Origin of the sequence: Nostoc sp. (assembly GCF_036916735.1) — a bacterium.
Taxonomy (GTDB): domain Bacteria; phylum Cyanobacteriota; class Cyanobacteriia; order Cyanobacteriales; family Nostocaceae; genus Nostoc.
The window spans coordinates 1-19232 of sequence record NZ_JBALFV010000095.1; the positions used below are offsets into that span (position 1 = coordinate 1).

The following is a 19232-nucleotide window of genomic DNA, read 5'->3' on the forward strand; positions in this document are numbered from 1 at the left end:
TGCTTCACTGAGATTGACGATGTACTTGTTGGGGTTCATTCGGTAGTCGTCCCTAGCCTCTTTACCCAATATTTTAAGCTTGCCGCGCTACTACAAATTTTCAAAACCTACGCAGTATTGGGTGAGGATGTCAAAGTTAATTACCTTCTAGCAAATTCCAAAAGTAGCCATCTGGCGCAACGAAGGAAAAACTCGTCTCGCCAAACTCATTACTAATGATATCTGTAACTTTTTGTACAGTACTTGCTTTGATGCGATCACAATACTGCTGTATTCCCTTTACCCGATAGGTATATAAAGACATACCCAAGCTACCTGGTTGGGCAGCCTCAAAGCGCGATTCTAAATTTATCTCTTCTGGGAATCGAATGATATAAAGTCTACCACTGCGTGCGGCCATCAGGTCAGACTTAGAAGAACGGGGATCATCAAAAGTCGTGACAATAAACTTTTCACCAGGATTAAGGTCAAAAATATCTTTACCTGCTGGTGAAGATTCATAGCTAGTCTCGACATCATCACGCACACGCAGCAAACCCAAAACTTCTTCATAAAACTTCAGCGTTTCTTTGCTGTCATCTTGAACTATGATTCCCAGGTGGGTAAACTGACTAGTCTTAAGAGCAGCATTATCATTAACTTGTCCGTAATGTGGTAGTGTATAGCCAAACCGTTGAAATAAAACCTGTCGAGCTAAGGGTTGCAGTAGTAGCATTTCTCGCACACCAACTGCTGGCTCAAAAAAAGGACGGCTTTTCCTCTCTTTGTTGTAGATGATTTCCCAATAAGGATTAGTGTACCTAATAGGCAAACCTGCCGTTTTAGCATTTTCTATATGATTTAAGATACTTAAAACATCTGCCGTTAAGCTTGTCGCCCAGCGATTTCCCTTAATTTTCATCGACGCTGTTCCTAAACCTTCATGGGTAGGGTTTTGCCAAACCATCAGCCGAATCAAACCATGATCTGAATTTTGGTGGTAGAGGCGGATTGAGCGTAAAGATGAATTCACCCCATATAATTGATTAGCTACATCTGCGGTTAATTCACCTATTTCACCAATGCGATAGCCAAATTGCTCCCAATACTGAATTGCAGAAATTGGCTCTGGAATGCCGATACAGACTTCATAGATACCTGCAATTGCGGTTTGTTGTTCTTGAGTCATAGCAATTTTAGATTTTAGATTTTAGATTTTAGATTCGGTCAAAATAAATAAAGCTTGTCGCTGGCTCATAGCAGAAAGTCGATTCCTGTTAGAGAGTATTCGCCTTTGGAGGAAAACTTTTCGATTTACTAAAATTATGTAGAAATTGGAGTTCAGATGTCGTGAGATCGCGCCATTGACCCAATTGTAAATTATCTAATTGTAGGTGGGCTATGCTGACCCTAACCAGTCGCAAAGTCGGAAACCCTACAGCCGCAGTCATGCGCCGTACTTGGCGGTTTTTTCCCTCTGTCAAGGTCATTTCTAGCCAAGCTGTCGGTACATTTTTGCGAAATCTAATCGGCGGATTGCGTTCAGGTAGCTGTGGTTCTTGTGGTAACAGCCTAACTTGTGCTGGTTGAGTGCGGTAATCTTGAATTTCCACACCTGTTTGTAACTTTTTTATCGCATCTGCATCTGGAATTCGCTCTATCTGTACCCAGTAAGTACGTTTATGACCAAAATGCGGATGGGCGAGACGATGTTGCAATTGCCCATCGTTTGTTAACAGCAGCAACCCTTCACTATCCCAATCTAAGCGTCCCACAGGATACACATCAGGTACATCAATATAATCTTTCAGGGTACTATGTGTGGGAGCATCTTTTGTAAACTGGCTGAGAACGCCATAGGGTTTGTAAAAAATAATATATCGGTAATGATTTGTCATTTGTCATTGGGCATTGGGCATTGGGGATTGGGCATTGGGCACTGGGCATGGGGAAGAGGACAAGGGGACAAGGATAATTGGGGATAAGGGGAAAGACTTGTTGCAATTTCTCACCTCTTGTCACCTTGTCCCTTTGTCCTTTTTCCATATCTTATGCTCTATGACCAACTACTTTCGCTCTAATGTTGATGCAATGGCTAGCTATATTCCTGGTAAGCAGCCTCAACGCGGTACACAAATCATTAAACTCAATAGTAATGAGAACCCCTATCCTCCTTCGCCTGCGGCATTAGCTGTGCTGCAAAATATCGATGGCGAGTGGTTGCGGCGATATCCAGAACCTTTCGGGGGGGAGTTCCGGCAAGCTGTAAGTAAAGTTTTAGGTGTTCCTAGCGATTGGATAATTGTAGGAAATGGCAGTGACGAATTGTTAAGTGTGGTGATTCGAGCCTGTGCAGAACCTGGAAGGAAGGTAGTTTATCCAATGCCGACTTATGTGCTATATCGCACGTTAACAGAAATGCAAGCTGCGGAAATTATTGAGATTCCTTACAGCCAGAACTACAGTTTACCTTTGGAAGAACTTGTTGCTACCAATGGATGTGTAACATTCATTGCATCGCCTAATAGTCCATCGGGGCATGTGGTAGCAATAAATGATCTGCGAAAATTAGCCAGCCAGTTATCTGGAGTTTTAGTGATTGACGAAGCATACATAGATTTTACCGAAGAGAATGCATTGGCTTTGGTAAAGGACTACGAAAACATTATTGTAATTCGCACACTTTCTAAAGGGTACTCGTTGGCTGGATTAAGGCTGGGATTTGGGGTGGCAAATCCCAAGCTGTTACAGGGATTGTTTAAGGTGAAAGATAGCTATAACATTGATGCGATCGCTTGTGCAGTTGGCACAGCTGCTATTACCGATCAAGCTTATAAAAATGTTTGTGTGGCCAAGATAAAAGCATCGCGGAATCAGTTGGCAACAGACTTAAAGCAATTAGGTTTTCATATTTGGGATTCCCAAGCTAACTTTTTACTGGTACAGCCAAGAGAAAGAAACGCAGAATATCTCTATCAAAAACTGAAGGAACAAGGAATTTTAATTCGCTACTTCAAGCAGCCTGGACTAGATGATAAATTACGCATTACTGTTGGTACTGATGAACAAAATCAGGCTTTAGTAGAAGCACTAATTTATTTGTTAGAGACTGGGGGCAGGAGGCAGGGGGCGCAGGGGGAGCAAGGGAGGAAAAAGTGAAAAATGGCTTTGTTGGGTTAAGCAAAGCGCAACCCAACAAAGCCCCAAAATGTTGGGTTACCCTGTCGGATCTTGCTACGTTTCTCAAACGCCACTTGTTATCCTACGGGAACGCTAAGAGCGAACAAGTCGGGAAACCGCAAGGGCGCAGTGGCTCCCCAACCTACACAACTGCCCCCTGCTCCCCTTGCCTTGCCTTAAGGGGGATAGAGATCGTAAATTCAGCCCCTTGTTCTAAAATCGATACACACTCCAACTGCCCTCGATGCTTTTTAGTCACAATCTGGTAACTAATAGATAGCCCTAAACCAGTGCCTTTACCAACAGGTTTGGTGGTAAAAAAGGGTGTGAAGAGTTGCCGCCGCACATTTTCGCTGATACCAGAACCGTTGTCAGCAATGCGGATGACGGCAAAATCGCCTTCAACACTAGTACGAATTGTAATGATACTTGGCTGACGTGCAATATCGGCATAAGTCCGATGTTTGTTAAATTCTTCTAGAGAGTCGATCGCATTAGCGATTAAATTCATAAATACTTGATTCAGTTGCCCAGGATAACATTCTACGGGTGGCAGATTGCCGTACTTCTGTATTACTTGAATTCCCGGAGAATCTGGTTCGGGTTTAAGCCGATTTTGCAAAATCATCAAGGTGCTATCAATGCCTTCATGGATATCAACGGCTTTGACTTCAGCTTCGTCTAAGCGAGAAAAGTTTCGTAAAGATAATACAATCTGGCGAATGCGATCGGTTCCCCCTTTCATTGAAGTCAACAGTTTAGGTAAGTCTTCCATCAAAAAATCTAAGTCAACCGCATCTATTTCACTCTGAACTTGAGGCGGTAAATTCTGGTTTTGCTGCTGATAAAGTTGCACTACACTCATCAAGTCTTTGACATAATTATTAAGGTAAGTAAGGTTGCCGTAGATAAAGCTGACTGGGTTATTGATTTCGTGAGCAACCCCTGCCACCAACTGCCCCAAGCTAGACATTTTTTCGCTTTGCACCATCTGGGATTGAGTGAGCTTCAATTCATCAAGGGTGTGTTCTAGCTGTTTTGCTTTCTCACGCGCTTGTGTTTCTGAAATCTCTAACTCCTGGGAGTATATATGCAAATTTGTGTAGAGCCGAGCATTTTCTATAGAGATGGAAACTTGCGAAGTCAATAAGTTTAGTACCTCTAATCGCTCTGCGGTAAAGACTCCGGTGGTGAGGTTATTTTCCAGGTAAAGAACTCCAGTTAGCTTACCCTGATGAGCGAAAGGCAGACACAAAATTGATTTGGGCTGATTGGCAATAATATAGTTGTCACTCATAAAACGCTCTGTGTGGCTAGCATCGTCTAAAACCAAATTTTCTTTTGTTCTTTCAACATAGTTAATCAGCAAAACTGGCAATTTATGCTTTACTTGAAACAAACTCGACGATCGCACTGTCACTTGATCTCGATCAATGTTTCCTTCGGCTTCAATCACCCACTGGTTCTCCCGTTTTACAAGTAGATAACCCATTTGGGCCCCAGCATTCTCGATCGCGATCGTCATCATTTTCTCCAGCAGAGGATTTAACTCCATCTCGCTTGAGAGCGCTTGGGATGCTTTAATCGCTGTGCTGATATCTAGAGTTTGGGTTTTAGCTTCAGAAATATCCTGAATCTGCTTTGTAGCCGTACCCCGTCCAGTTACCTCCTCGGCTGCATCTCTAAAAATTTGGGAATATTGTTCGTCCAGTTGCTGGACTTTACCTTTAGCTTCCCACTTTAGATAGCGATAGCGAGCTTCTTTAAAATAAATTTTGGCAAAGTTCTTCCTACCCTTGGCTAAGTAAAATCGAAATGCGAGTTCGTTTGCCAAGGCTTCATTTTGTAAATAACCGTTTTCGGCAGCAGAAGCGATCGCTAGATCATACAGTTCCATTGCCTGATAATCTTGTTTACAAATCCGAGCCATTTCAGCTTGAATCAGCAGGAACTTGTGTTGATAATTGGTTGAGCAGTGCATTGCCCATTGCTGGAATTTTTCTAAGTTGGCATTTAGTTTATCTAGATAAATCACTTGAGTTTCTGTATCTACCTCTGCATAAGCCCCTGCTATGGCAATACTTTGGTGAAAATAGAAAACAGGATTAATAAAAATCCCTCGCGCTCCCCCAACAAATTTTTCGGCATTCTCTGCATACTTTACAGCTTTGGTAGATTTTCCATACCAGTTACAGAGCGCAAGTTTATAGATGTAAACTACAAATGCACTCAACATATCCGAAGATGCCAACGCAAACTCTAGCACTTGCCGTTCATCTGCCCAAGCTCCAATAAGTTCGTCAATCTTTTCTGTTGGCTTAGTCAGGTTAGCGATCGCTTCCATAGCCAGCAGATGGTAGTTCAACATATTTTTGTCAATCTTGCGGAGGCTAGGAATAAAATCTTCGGCTACTTCTGCGGTTTTTTCTAAAGATTCATTTCCAAATAAGCATTGCCATAAAAAATTAACTGAACAATAACCAGACCATTGATAAGAACCTGTTTCTAAACCACTATTAAATCCCTTCAATAAATAAGGTTTACTCTCGCTAATATGGTCTTTGTAGTGACAAACTAAACCACCCCACATATTCAGAATATTTGCTTCTAATTCCTTCGTTCTTAAAACTTCATGCAAATGCAAAGATAGCTCACCAAACTGATAGCCTGAATCTACTTCACCATATTGAAACACCAGATTAAAAGCATAAAGCATATAGCCAAATACCGAAATTGGTGAGTTGCCATACTGAACTGAAAGTTGAGTTATGTTCATCGATGTGATATGCAACGCTTTCGATCCTAAAAAGTAGGCAATAGGCCAGACTTCTTTTAAAATGCGTTGAGCCATTAACTTCTCTTCGTCTTGCATTTTTGGTAGTTCTGCGAGACTAAAAGTTGAGCGATCGCCAATAACTTTTTTGGTTTGATTAAGTTTTTCTAACAGATATGCATCATCGGGATAAGCTGTAAACTCCAAGCCTAAAAGTTCCAAGGTGTTTAACCCAATTTTATATGCAGAGGTTAAATCATTCTCCATCCGATAACACATAATCCGATATTCATTAACTCGACACATATCAAGAGTAGTTTGAACCTGATTGAAAGTCTGCTCAAAAATCAGCAAAGCTTTCTCATATTTACCATTTAAAAATTTTGCTTCTCCAACTTGCAAATATAATGTTAAGGTGAGTAAATAATTATCTTGCCAGCTATTTTCAGGTAGATAACTCATTCCTGTTTTCAGCAATTTGAGTGCAGTTACAAACGCCGAAGATGATTTTGCTCGCTGACCTGCTTTCAGATTTAATTCTGCCAGTTCATATCTTTCTGCTGGTTCCACAATCAATGAACTGCCAGCATTTAGATGATTGACAATATCAAAAAGATGTTCTTCCAACTGGGCTTTTTCAGTATTATGTAATAGTAATTTTCCTACCTTCAGATGTACCTGTTTTTGCTGGTCAGTTGGAATTAAAGAATAGGCAGCTTGCTGAACGCGATCGTGCAAGAATTTATAGTCAACTTGTACCGCAGTATTGCAGTATGTTGCCAATTCCGACTGATTCAACAACTGAGGAATTTTGTAAGTATCGCTCAAAGGAAGAATTAATCCTGCCCGCAAAGCTTCCCATAAATCAACTGCTGTCGCTGATGCAGTTTTTTCGTTTACTACAGCTAAAATTTCTAAATTAAACCGATTACCAACACAAGCAGCTAATTGTAAAACTTGCTGCGTTGGTTCTGACAGTCTTTGAATTTTATTCACCATCAAATCGACTACATTATCGGTAATGGCTTGTTCCTGAATTTTTTTGAGATCCCATTGCCATAAACCCAAACGATAATCAAATGTCAAGAGATGATCTTGATGCAATACTTTTAGTAACTGAGTCAAGAAAAAGGGATTACCTTGGGTTTTTTGAAACAGCAAATCAGCTAAAGGTTCTGCCTGAGATGATTCACAATTGAACGTATCAGCAACCAGTTGAGTAATATGAAGTGTTGCTAATGGCTTCAAAAGCAACTCTTCAACGGTAGCCCCAGATGCTCGAATTGCCTCTAGCATTAATATTAGTGGATGGGTGGGACTAACTTCGTTATCTCGGTAAGCCCCAATCAGTAATAGATATCGACTTTCTGGGTCAGTCATTAAATTTTCGACCAACTTCACAGAGGCAGCATCTGCCCATTGGAGGTCATCTAAAAACAGTACTAAGGGATGTTCAGCAGCAGTAAAAGCATGGATAAATTGCTTAAACACCCGATTAAAACGGTTTTGAGACTCAGCAACGCCCAACTCCGGTACAGGCGCTTGCTGCCCAATAATCAGTTCTACTTCTGGGATGACATCAATAATAACTTGACCATTAACTCCCAATGCTTGTAGTAATTTATTTTTCCAAACCTCAACTCTGGCTTGGCTTTCAGTTAACAGTTGTCGCATCAATTCTCGAAATGCTTGAATCAAAGAAGCATAAGGAATATCTCGCTTGAGTTGGTCAAATTTGCCACCGATAAAGTAACCTCGTTGTCGGACAATCGGTTTGTGAACTTCGTTAACTAGTGAGGATTTGCCGATACCTGAATATCCTCCTACCAATACAACTTCGCTAGAACCAAGGCTAACTTTTTCAAAGGCAGCCATTAAAGCCGCCACTTCTACTTCCCGACCGTAAAGTTTTTGAGCTATTTGGAATTGATGCGAAAAATCTTGCTGACCTAAATTAAAAAGGTGAATGCTGCCTTTTGTTTGCAGTTGTATTGCTGCTTGCTCTAAATCAGCCTTTAATCCGTAAGCACTTTGATAGCGGTCTTCAGCAGTTTTGCTCAGAAGTTTCATAGCGATCGCAGATATTGTCGGTGGTACATTAAGATTAATCTCGTGCGGAGCTACTGGAATTTTCGCAATGTGACAATGTACCAACTCCATTGGGTCTTGAGCATTCTGGAAGGGAAGCCGACCCGTAAGCATTTCGTAGAAAATGACACCTAATGAGTAAAAATCTGTACGATAATCTAAGGTTCGATTGATGCGTCCGGTTTGCTCTGGTGACATATAAGCCAGCGTTCCTTCTAGAAGGTTGAGGCTACTGATTTCTGGGCTTTCTTTTGACAACAGCGAAGCGATGCTGAAGTCAATCAATTTTATTTTTTCGGTATTCGGGTTATAAAGAATGTTTTCCGGTTGAAGATCCTTATGAATAATGTGGTGGGTATGTAACTCTCCCAAAGTTTCAGTAATTTGACTGACAATATTGAGGAATTTACTAAGTTCAAAACCTGTATTAGATATCTGAGCTTTTAAAGATTCTCCACCAAAATCTTCTAAAACCAGTGCTAGACCATTACTATAACCGTTGTCGTAATTAATTAATTCATGGGCTTTGATGACACCTGCAATGTTCAAGTTTTGGATAATTTCATATTCGTGCTTAATCTGAGCAATTTCTTTAACAGTCGGATACTCTGCTTTGAGTAGTTTAATAATAACTGAGTGCCCGTTAGCCTTGGAGTATGCTCGATAAATTACTGTGGCAGTAGTTTCATAAATTAAACTTGCAATATTATAGTCAGGGATGCGAGCAATTAGTTTAAACATTATTACTTGGCGGAATGTTGTTTTATAATAGATTTTGGTCGTTACTATAATAATTCCCGAAATTCAAGTTAAATTAACTCTTCAAATCCTAAGTGAAGAAGTCTGTTCTTGCTGGAGGTAGGAATTCAGATGAGGCTTCTCTCCAAAAGGCTTTGCTCTTAACCCCATCTAAATTCCAAGCAACCCTTACGGGTGATGCTCATTCTGACGCTAACGCTACAAAGACAACTAGTTACCTAAGACTGCTAAGTAGGTAGGCGTAATTAAACCTGTTTAGGGTTTTACAATCACACCAGATTCTGATCAATCAAAACTCTGATAACATGTCAAACTAAAAGACAAAGCGTTGACAGAGGTTTTTAAGAATGCATTCTGTAATCAAACTTGAGCCAACATGGCAGGATAGCGCACTAGAGAGCATTATAAATATAGTCAGAGCGCCTGATGGCGACTTTGAAAGTATTGGCAAACTGGCAAATGCTGTTGGTGATTTGGATAGCTTACAAAAAATAATAGAACTTCTTCATAGCACATCACAAGGAAAGGAAGCGCTTCAAAAGCGCCCAAAATTAGGTGATATCGATCTACAAGAACTTTATTGTTTACCTACCAGTACACTGGGATATGCCTATGCTGAACACATGTTCAAAAACAAATTGAAACCTTTACATTCAGGGCAAGTAGAGAATGATTACCAATTTTTGGGAGCGCATCTCACGGAAACACACGACATTTGGCATATTCTTACTGGATGCAATATAAACATTCTTGGAGAAATTCAATTAGAAGCTTTTTATGTTGCTCAATTACACTTTTCGCGTTTCTGGTTAGCATTATTAGCTAAAAATCTTGTCAAAGCTGCTATTTACGATATTGAGGTTTCGACAAAATACATGGATGCAATAACTAAGGGATGGCTAATGGGAAAACAGGCTTTGCCTCTGTTTGGTATTGAATGGAATTTATTGTGGTCAGAGCCATTGGAGGATGTCCGCGCTTCCTTTAACATAATTCTTTGTGAAACTTAATGCAATGCATCTCACATCAAGGGTGAATTTAACTATTCCCCTTAATTGTTAAATAAAATTATAAGCTTAGATACAAATTTATCTAAATCAGATATAAGCATAAAAGTTGGGCTAACCTCCTTTTATCGCTCTAGTGGGAGTAAAATCAGATAAAAGTTGCGTGAACAATAGTTCGCGCATCTTGTTAAATTAAATTTCTTTATTTATGCTAATAGCCAGTTCCTTTTTGCTATGTTTCAACTGTTTCCAAAGCGCCCTAATTTGCTCGTAAGCTTCTTCTGGAGAGAGCTTTCCAGCAGTTTCTAGGCAAGTAATGTAACTAATTTTTTGGGCAAATTCTTGGAGGTTGGCATTAAACGCTAAGGTTTCTGGCTGGAATTTACCATAATATCGGCTACGAGGATAAAGAAAGCTATTTTTATCTTGGGAGTTAGGCTGTGTCATTAGTTTGTTGTCTGCAATTTTTTATTAAAAGTTCTAGACTTGATTTATTCTACGTGTAATTACACAATAGAAAAGTCAAATTCCAGAAGAAATTAATATTGTAGTAAAAAAATATTTATATGCCTACTGTAAGAAGATACAAATTACAATCCAGTTAAAAAAGTTACAAATTTTAGTATATAAGCTTTTTTGCTTAGTCCTGCTAACTTACTTAGTCATCGCGTATTATTATTTTGCTTTGACTACTACTGCGCTTTTTGATTCACCTGTAACCACAGCTTGACATGATCACGACTCCAAGATTTGCGAAATCCTAGAAAAGATCCCCCGCCTGCAGCGACCATCTTAAAAAGGGGGGATCTTCGAGAGATAAAGATGTTAATCGAACCGTATTGTAGCGATCGCTATATATATGTGAAGCTCAAAATACAATAATTGCCCACATACTAACTCCTAATGCGATCGCTGCTAGGTGTTGCCAAAGCAGCGATAGCTTCGCTAATCCCTTCGGTGTACGCACTTTTTGTTTGGCAATCTTTTGCGTTAATAATATAGTCATTAACACTGAGAAAATTATCGTTGTACCTTGCAAAAAGGCAATCACAGCCGGATGAGCAACCAAGATTGGTAATTGTTCACCACTCAAACCAAGAGTAGCAAAGGTCACGGGTAAAATCCGTCCGCCTTCGCTTAAGCCTAAACGCAAATAGTGAGCCAAGTTTCCCCCTAACACTAATGGTAGGTAGCCATAAGCAAGTTCTACAAATGATCGAGACTTACGGTTGTTGAACACTTGCAGCAAGCCATAAGCCGCAAAGGTAAAAATCGCTGGGATAATTAACACTAGCAGCGATAATCCCAAGTGCTGCCAAAACTGAGTTAAATCCAGTTGTAATCCCAACCAAGATTGCAATTCTGGCAACCGATGCAGATATATCCCACCCAATAACAACAACAATAATGCTACTTCATAGGTGCGGGGTACATGAGTTGTCCACAGTTCAACTCCAGGGGGACGCAAGTTGAACTCAACGGAACGATGGGGACAGGCTTTTAGGCAAGTCATGCATAGTACGCAATCTCTGTTATCTTCTAACTGGGCTGGGTGGGAGTATAAAGGACATCCATTAGTTTCCATGCCTTCGCCTTTTTGCGGGCCTCCTTTATAGCACTGATATGTGGTGCAACTGGCAGAACAAATACCTTGCTGTGCCCGGAGTTCCGTCATTGAGAGTTTGGCAAATAAACCATTCATCCCGCCGATGGGACAGAGATAACGACACCAAAATCGCCGCTCAAAAAGGGCAGAGAAAATCATTGCCCCAGCCGTAATTAATAGCAGCAAACAAGCGCTAAGGTAGGCAGTATTTTCTAAATGCCAGAGTTCTTCCCATAAGAAAATTAGGGTGAACAAACCAAATATGAACCATCCGCCCCATTTCTCAGCTTCCTCTCTGGGCCAGCGTTTGAGTTTTCGAGGCCACAGCCACAGAGATAACTTTTGAGTTATTTCCCCGTAAATCATAAAGGGACAAACAGAACACCAGATACGCCCCAAAAAGGGAAAGAGAAAGAGGAAGAAAGGCCACCACCAAGCCCAAAATAGATTTAATACAAAATTGCGATCGCGGGTTTGTGGCCCAATAAATAACACTGCAACTATAATTGCAAAAGCTGTTGCAGTAAAACCATAGTTAATGCGATCAGGCCACCAGGGACTACGCAAAAATCGCCGCAAATTAGGATAGGCGTTTAACAGATTTACCCGAAATCGTTTTTTCTTCGTTTCAGCGGGCCAGAAAATTTCTTCTGTTAATTCATTAGCACCCTCCGCTTGCACGATCGCTCTTTCTACCAGATTTTTTAATTCCTTGAGATTACCAGGAAAATCATAAGACTGGAGGCGACGCAAAGCTTCTGGGGTAATGTGCGGTTTCGGAACGCCTCTAGCTCGAGTGTAGAGGCTAATATAATATTCAACCTGTGCTTGAATATCGGCTTTCCGCACCCGTAGCGGTGGTACTTTAATAATGTGACCAACAGAACGTTCAATTGTCGGTTGACTTTTTTCGGAAACAATCAGAATTCTGGCTTTACTGGGACGAGGTTCAGGTGCTGCTTCTTCCGAACGACTGACAGGGGTATATGTGCCAGTTTTGAGCAACTGCGTTACCGGAGGTAATAATTCTTCGGGCAATTCTTGGATGTTGTTGAGAACTAAAGTACCTTCTCCCAACCATTCCAACAATCCTGGTTTACCGCCAGCGCGACCAAATAAATCTGCACCGCTAGTTTGCAGAATCCCGCAATTTAGTTTAATAATTGGTTCTCGTCGTTTTGGAGAACCAAAGTGGATCAGGGCTGCTATATTGTCTTTTTCTAACCCTGGTTCTCCAAAAATATCCACAGATTTGCGGTCAGCCGCCGATAAACGAATTTGTTCGCGCAACTTTACAGCATAGCGACTTGTACCGACAATTCCGCGTTGCGCTTTGGTGACTAAATATGGTCGCAAAGCTACGGAACGTTCTTGTTCATACTCAAGTGCAGATGTAGCCTGAGCTAATTCTTGAGCCAATTGACGCGAAAAAGCCTGAGCAATTTCGGGATATTGGGTGGCTAATTCACGGAATTTATCACCAGGTACAACCCACAAGTGACAATCTGTCACTGTAGTAATTGTGAATGGAGTTAATTCATCCAACACCAATTCTTTGAGTTCAATCACTGCACCAGGGAGGAATCCACAAGCTAAGGCTGGGTTGGTTTGATTGGTGCTATTGCTTTCAAGTTGACCTTCTACAAGAATATAAAGGGCTTCTGGAGGAGTGCCTTCGCTAACTAAGTCAGTTTCGGCACTTACTACTTGTTCTTCAATTACTTGAGCGATCGCATTTAACACCTCAGATGAGAGAATTCCTAAACTCGTCCGTTCTTGTAACCATGTAACCGTTTCTGGAGATGTCATATTAATTTCTCCGTGTAGGCTGCTGTATAAGAAGATTATCCCTGAAAGGGTATGTCAAACCAATTCGCACTCTTGCTACGCCCCGCTTCGCTTTAAGCGCAGCTATGCCGCAGGCTTTACGCAATGACGCTCGTTCCTCTCTACGAGACGCTGTACGACCGCTACCGCTAACGCAATGAGCTATGCCCTGCTACGTTTGCAAAGCGTCTCGTAGAGAAGAGAGCAATTTCTTTCCCCACGCATAAATGCACTTGCTCAAGTCCACTGACATAGTATTTATTGCACTACGTCTCACTACATACATATTTTTTATTTTCTATAAATAAATTTACTTGCTCTGTATCTTTTTCTTTTTGGTCAAAATATCTGTGTTCAGTTGTTGTGCATTATTAACCCTCTTTTATCACTTGAGTCTGGTTGGTTAACTATTGATTGGTGGAAGGAAAAGTTTCGAGGGTCGGAAGCCGTTCCTATAAATTTAAGTGTATATACATAAATTTTCAGTATCAAAAATTAAAATCTGACTAAAAACGTTGACAGTATAATAAGTTTTGATAATTTTTAGTTTATATTGATCGTTTTCAACTTTGCTTTGGGCACAAAACCTTGTAAGCATCTAAATATCTCAGGGAATTTGCAAAGTAAAAGCTAGGGTGACATGAACAATAGAATAAACCAAAGGCATGAAGAACATCATGTAATACAATATTTCTGTATATTCAACCGAATGTTGATTTTCGTTGGAGGGATGTTTCTATCACGCAGCTTTGATGGTGGAAAGGTAATACTGTGGTTGTTGCAAAATTTCCAGCTTACCAGATTTTCGTGGCTAAGGTTTAAACACTCATCTGTGAAAACACAAGCTGTTCCTCTACCTGACAATGAAGCACAAAGGCTCAAAGTCTTGGCGGACTACAATATTTTGGATACCTTACCTGAAGAAGCATTTGATGATCTAACTGCTCTTGCTGCCTACATTTGTAAGACTCCAATAGCTTTAATTAGCTTAGTGGATAGTGATCGCCAATGGCTTAAATCTAAGGTTGGACTCAAAGCTAGGGAAACACCTAGAGAGTGGGCTTTTTGCTCCCATGCCATTCTTAAACCAGATGAGATATTAGTGGTTCCCAACGCCATCAAGGATGATCGCTTTACTAACAATCCTCTAGTCAAAGGTAATCCCAAAATTCGTTTTTATGCTGGTGCTCCTCTGATTACGCCCGATGGTCTACCAATCGGGACATTGTGTGTTATGCATACCGTTCCTCATCACCTAAGTTACCAGCAGTTAGATGCACTGCGCCGTCTAAGTCGTCAGGCGATCGCTCAGATGGAACTTGTTCAAGAAGTTCGCAACCGCAAACAAGCAGAGATTGAAGGAAGGCAGTTATCGTTAACTGATGAACTAACAGGTTTGCATAACCGACGTGGCTTCTTTCTGATGGCTGAACAACAGTTAAAAATTGCTCACCGGACGAAAATGTTGTGCTGGGTTATTTTCATTGATTTAGATGGGCTAAAACAGATTAACGACACCCTTGGCCACGACATAGGAGATGCCTTAATTGTTGATGCTGGTCGATTACTCAAGCAAAGTTTTCGGAACTCGGATATTGTTGCCCGCTTGGGTGGAGATGAGTTTGTTGTTTTCATCTCCAGCTACTTTAAGGACGCTGACAGTATCCAGACATCTTTGCAAGCAAATATTGCCAACTTTAATCAACAGCAAAAGCGTAACTATGAACTTTCCATGAGTATCGGCATAGAGCGTTACTCACCAGAAAGCAATATGTCACTAAAACAATTAATCGCCAAGTCTGACAAATTAATGTACACTCATAAGCGTCTCAAGCAACGATCTATTGCCTGAAGAGAAGGGCAAAACTCGGTGTCCTCTGTGGGGATTAGGTAGTTGACGTTCTCTTACCCCATGCCTCCAAAGTGCTAATTTACCACTTGGCTACCATGACTGCGAGGATCATCTTGATTAGCCGTTGGTGCTGCTGGCGTTGAGAATTTGGAAACTTTTCCGCTAGCTTGAGCATAAGGGAGAGACGAACCAGTAACCAAAGCTTCTAAGTTGCTAGCCATAATCGTCCGGGGTTGATCGCCGATCGCTTGGGCTATAGTTTCCCCTTGCTGACTCAAAAATACAAAATGGGGAATCCCATCTACCCGATATTTCAGCATTTCTGGTAGCCACTTGGTATTATCCACATTCAGCATCACAAAATTCATCTTGTCAGCATACTCTGTTTCCAGTTGACTGATATCTGGTGCCATTTTCTGACAGACAGTACACCAATCAGCATAAAACTCTACTAAAGATGGTTTGCCATTGCTGACAGCTACTTCTAGCGGTGTGGACGTATCACCTAACTTGGCTAGAGTTGCCGAGGTTGTTTCAGTTCGCAATCCTAAGACGAGGGCAACGCTAAGAGCGATCGCTACCATTACAATTAAAAAGTTTCTCAAACGCTTGCCTAAGTTAGATTCAGACTTATCGGGAGAATTAACAGGTGAATTAGTACTCATAACAAAATTATTAAAACTTATTAAGCAATTTCTTCTTTAGTTTAGCTGACTCCAGTAGCTCTTAAAGAGGTAATTTAATCTTCAAAATGGGTATTACAAATAAGTACTTGAGATGAAATAGGTTTTCAAAGATGATTTTAAGCTTCAGAAATACCAGTGCTATATGTACCATATTTGTATTAGTCAGTGTTAGCAGCTTTCACACGTCAGCCATAGCCACTGTAAATAAACAGTCTCAATTGATAGCACAGCAAAGTAAAACCCCGTCACACCCAGTTTTTAAATCTATTTTGCCCAAGTTAAAGCAGAAGACTCAGATTCGTATTTTATTGCCGAAGTTTATTCCTGAGTCAGACAGGGAAAATCCAATTTACGCGATTATAGAAGCTGCTACGCAAAAAAAGTACGAAATTTTACTCGGTTTCAGTCCCGATTGTACTGGTGGAACTGCCTGTCGTTTGGGCATTGTTTATGGTGAAGCTGTAACCCGCAAAACACGCCGCCTGACTGGTAAACCTGTATCCCTAGCTAAGGGCATCACTGGCTATTTTGTGGATTCTACTTGTGGTGCTAATTGCTCAGATGCTACCTTGACTTGGAGACAGCAGGGTGTGCAATATGTTGTTGGGTTGAAAGCAGGCGATCGCACTTCTTTGGTAAAAATGGCTAATTCTGCTATTAACTAATTTTGTAGGTTTCAATAAAGAGATTTTCTAGGAACAGATAGAGGTTGGTATTTAATACCAATTTAATGTGAAGCTGCACTAAATAAGTAACTCTCTATTCTTGGCGCTCTTCTCTAACGAGACGCTACGCGAAGGCGTACTTGGCGGTTCATTTAATATTCTGTGCATCTTCATAAAGAATTGGTATTAATATTTATACAAAATACAAAAAAATATTTCAACTTTTGTTGGCTCTATTTTCTTGAATTAAATGAATAACCGATGGTACTAAAGAAACAACTATAATTAATCCAATAATCGGTAACAAAAACTTATCTACCTGTTCAGCTGGCAAAGATTTTCCTAAGAAAAACCCTAACATGGTGATACCGAATGTCCAGATAAAGCCACCGATTAAGTTGTAAGACATAAATGTGCGATAATGCATCGCACCAATCCCAGCCACAATGGGCGCGAAAGTCCGTACAATAGGTAAAAAACGTGCTAAAACAATCGTTTTTTTTCCGTGCTGTTCATAAAAGTTTTGGGTTTTAACAAGATGTTTTTTATGAAACAACCATGAATCTTCTTTATTAAATAGTCTTCTGCCAAATTTATGCCCAGTAACATAACCAACATTGTCACCTAAGACTGCACAAACAAAAGCACCAAAAATCAGAACCCAAATGTTCAGTAAATTCTGAGATGCGACAAATCCAGCAGTGAACAGTAAACTATCCCCAGGTAGGAAAAAACCAATTAACAAGCCAGATTCAGCAAAGACAATCGCCCAGACTCCAAAATAACCGATTGATTTTATCAGTTGTGGTAAATCCAGATGCATAAAATTTTTTACCTTTCAACAATATATCCACAACATCTTAACGTTTAGCAATTTTCCTGAATAAAAAGTAATATTAAATTTAGGTAAAGTTATTGTGTATTCTTGGGAAATGTAATTCTAGATGACATATTTTATGTTATTGGTGCAAAATGCAAAGGTATTTGAAAGTACTAAGACTATTTTGGAGTGCTGCGATCGCAGCTGAGTTAGAGTATCGGATTAACTTTTTTATAGCTACCCTGAGTAGCTTAGGAAATCTCGCAGGTAGCCTCTTTGGACTATTCTTGTTTTACCGGACTGGTTATACTTTTAGTGGTTGGTCATGGGAAGCAGCCTTAGTAGTTCTAGGAATTTTTACCTTACTACAAGGATTTTCTGCTACTTTTCTGGCGTCGAACTTGAATCGCATAGTCCGCCATGTCCAAGAAGGCACTTTAGACTTTATATTATTAAAACCTATCCGCAGTCAGTTTTGGCTTTCCACCCATACCCTTTTACCTTGGGGACTGCCTGATCTAATTTTTGGTAGTATTGTAATTGGCTACGCAGGTAAACGTCTCGGTGTAGGGATAGACGACTATCTACTTGGTGTGCTGCCATTATTGTTCAGCTTGGTGATTCTATACAGCCTGTGGTTTATGCTGGGAGCGACGAGTATTTGGTTCGTCAAAATATACAACTCTACCGAAGTATTACGTGGTTTGTTAGAAGCTGGACGCTATCCGATCGTAGCATATCCTACTGCTTACCGCTTTTTCTTCACCTTTGTAATGCCAGTAACGTTTTTAACTACTGTACCAGCCGAAGCGCTACTGGGCCGGAGTGAAGTTAGCTGGTTGATAGGTGCGGCGATATTAGCAGTAGGGTTATTTTTCGCTTCCACTTGGTTTTGGCGATTTGCGTTGCGGTTTTATACCAGTGCTTCCAGTTAGACAGTTGATGGGAATGTTCTGTGGTTGTATCGTTAGTAAAACTTACGCACATATTTCGCTTACCCTCTTGTGATATCTCTACTTCTGTAGTTACTACCCATAGTGTTTTGGGTTGAGCTACGTTAAGTTTAATTTCAGTAAAAGCCTCTGGTGATAAGCTTTGTGCTAGTTCATCTAGCTTTATTGTTTGTTAAACATTCTCGTTTAGAGTAATATTTCTTTTCTGATTTTTCGCTAATCCTCCTAAATACTTTAGTTGCCGCTTCTCTAACTCTAATAATAAGGATGTATTGTTACCATATCCGGCATCTAGCTAAGTTGCATCTAAGTTAAACTTCTATTTTGCTGAAACTAGGCAGTGGTAAAACTTTCAGCATCAAAAAGCCGAAATATGATTTCTACTGTACTAGTACAGCACGGCGTAAATAAACTACCCATTCCACATCAACGAAACTCTTAGGCTGTATTCATTTTAAATGCGTGAATGCGTCAATGCGTGACTTCCACCTTGCGATACTAGACTTTGGTTTAGTTTCTATATTAAACTACACTAAACCGATAGAAATTGTGGGTTTTTATGGAAAGCGTCCAAAACGTTAGTCAAGAGTTTAATGTAGCAGGAGACACAACTCTGGAGGGTTTAAAAAAGTTTACTCCAAAAGAGTTAAAAAAAGACATTTTCAAAAAACTCAGAGGTGGATTCTTTTTAGTACTAGGATATTTATTGTCACCACTATGTTGGTGGAATGACCTACTATTTAATTTGCCAATAGCTTATGGTTTTGGGTATGCATGTAGTTTACTTTCCCCAAAATTACTTTTACCTTGTTCAATTATAGGATACTGGCTCTCTAATATTATGGGAATTCTCTTGATGCAATTCGGTTCTAAAGACATTTTTCAAAAAGAACCTCAAGAGCATAACCTGAAAAAAGAATTAGTCACGGGTCTAATTTCTTCAACGGCTTATACACTGTTGATTATGCTATTGATCCAGTTGAAGATTCTTGATTCTCCTATTTTATTCGCCAACGGTTAATTTAATTGGTTACGTT

General features: G+C 40.3%; 13 protein-coding genes and 1 pseudogene. 6 read left to right on the forward strand and 8 right to left on the reverse strand.

Annotated features, from left to right (window positions below; all coding sequences use genetic code 11):
• Positions 1–136: 136 nt before the first annotated feature.
• Together V7L20_RS21500 and V7L20_RS21505 are read right to left on the reverse strand one after the other, a co-directional pair.
• Positions 137–1168, reverse strand: coding sequence for a VOC family protein (locus V7L20_RS21500; RefSeq protein ID WP_334746043.1), 1032 nt, complete (start codon positions 1166–1168; stop codon positions 137–139).
• A gap of 88 nt (positions 1169–1256) precedes the next feature.
• Positions 1257–1877: an rRNA large subunit pseudouridine synthase E gene (locus V7L20_RS21505; RefSeq protein WP_334746044.1), complete on the reverse strand. Its 621-nt coding sequence runs from the start codon at positions 1875–1877 to the stop codon at positions 1257–1259.
• Positions 1878–2037: 160 nt separating this feature from the next.
• On the opposite strand from V7L20_RS21505, the gene hisC reads away from it, so the two are divergent.
• Positions 2038–3138 (forward strand): histidinol-phosphate transaminase, encoded by a 1101-nt coding sequence (hisC, locus tag V7L20_RS21510; protein ID WP_334746045.1) that lies wholly within the window; start codon positions 2038–2040, stop codon positions 3136–3138.
• Positions 3139–3301: 163 nt separating this feature from the next.
• On the opposite strand, the gene V7L20_RS21515 is transcribed toward hisC, so the two are convergent.
• The gene (locus tag V7L20_RS21515) at positions 3302–8761 is read right to left on the reverse strand and encodes a trifunctional serine/threonine-protein kinase/ATP-binding protein/sensor histidine kinase (RefSeq protein WP_334746046.1); all 5460 of its coding nucleotides are present in this window, start codon (positions 8759–8761) and stop codon (positions 3302–3304) included.
• Positions 8762–9126: 365 nt separating this feature from the next.
• Between V7L20_RS21515 and V7L20_RS21520 the strand changes: the two genes are divergently transcribed.
• Positions 9127–9789 (forward strand): Coq4 family protein, encoded by a 663-nt coding sequence (locus tag V7L20_RS21520; RefSeq protein ID WP_334746047.1) that lies wholly within the window; start codon positions 9127–9129, stop codon positions 9787–9789.
• 189 nt (positions 9790–9978) lie between these two features.
• Here V7L20_RS21520 and V7L20_RS21525 read toward each other — a convergent pair whose 3' ends face one another.
• Together V7L20_RS21525 and V7L20_RS21530 are read right to left on the reverse strand one after the other, a co-directional pair.
• The gene (locus V7L20_RS21525) at positions 9979–10233 is read right to left on the reverse strand and encodes a DUF7219 family protein (protein ID WP_334746048.1); all 255 of its coding nucleotides are present in this window, start codon (positions 10231–10233) and stop codon (positions 9979–9981) included.
• Positions 10234–10654: 421 nt separating this feature from the next.
• Positions 10655–13201 carry a cyclic nucleotide-binding domain-containing protein gene (locus tag V7L20_RS21530; RefSeq protein ID WP_334746049.1) on the reverse strand — a complete coding sequence of 849 codons (2547 nt, stop codon included), beginning with the start codon at positions 13199–13201 and terminating at the stop codon, positions 10655–10657.
• 658 nt (positions 13202–13859) lie between these two features.
• Between V7L20_RS21530 and V7L20_RS21535 the strand changes: the two genes are divergently transcribed.
• Positions 13860–15071: a sensor domain-containing diguanylate cyclase gene (locus V7L20_RS21535; RefSeq protein ID WP_334746050.1), complete on the forward strand. Its 1212-nt coding sequence runs from the start codon at positions 13860–13862 to the stop codon at positions 15069–15071.
• A 74-nt stretch (positions 15072–15145) separates the two neighbouring features.
• On the opposite strand, the gene V7L20_RS21540 is transcribed toward V7L20_RS21535, so the two are convergent.
• Positions 15146–15736 (reverse strand): thioredoxin family protein, encoded by a 591-nt coding sequence (locus V7L20_RS21540; RefSeq protein WP_334746051.1) that lies wholly within the window; start codon positions 15734–15736, stop codon positions 15146–15148.
• A 131-nt stretch (positions 15737–15867) separates the two neighbouring features.
• Between V7L20_RS21540 and V7L20_RS21545 the strand changes: the two genes are divergently transcribed.
• Positions 15868–16422: a hypothetical protein gene (locus tag V7L20_RS21545; RefSeq protein WP_334746052.1), complete on the forward strand. Its 555-nt coding sequence runs from the start codon at positions 15868–15870 to the stop codon at positions 16420–16422.
• 217 nt (positions 16423–16639) lie between these two features.
• Here the strand turns inward: V7L20_RS21545 and V7L20_RS21550 are convergent, their stop codons facing one another.
• Complete coding sequence (locus tag V7L20_RS21550) at positions 16640–17245, reverse strand: DedA family protein (protein WP_334746053.1); 606 nt, start codon at positions 17243–17245, stop codon at positions 16640–16642.
• Positions 17246–17394: 149 nt separating this feature from the next.
• Here V7L20_RS21550 and V7L20_RS21555 point away from each other — a divergent pair, with 149 nt between their 5' ends.
• Positions 17395–18177 carry an ABC transporter permease gene (locus tag V7L20_RS21555; protein ID WP_334746054.1) on the forward strand — a complete coding sequence of 261 codons (783 nt, stop codon included), beginning with the start codon at positions 17395–17397 and terminating at the stop codon, positions 18175–18177.
• 48 nt (positions 18178–18225) lie between these two features.
• On the opposite strand, the pseudogene V7L20_RS21560 reads toward V7L20_RS21555, so the two are convergent.
• Positions 18226–18490: pseudogene (locus tag V7L20_RS21560) on the reverse strand (IS701 family transposase); the annotation flags it as partial.
• 264 nt (positions 18491–18754) lie between these two features.
• Between V7L20_RS21560 and V7L20_RS21565 the strand changes: the two are divergent.
• Positions 18755–19216 (forward strand): hypothetical protein, encoded by a 462-nt coding sequence (locus V7L20_RS21565; RefSeq protein ID WP_334746055.1) that lies wholly within the window; start codon positions 18755–18757, stop codon positions 19214–19216.
• Positions 19217–19232 lie beyond the last annotated feature (16 nt).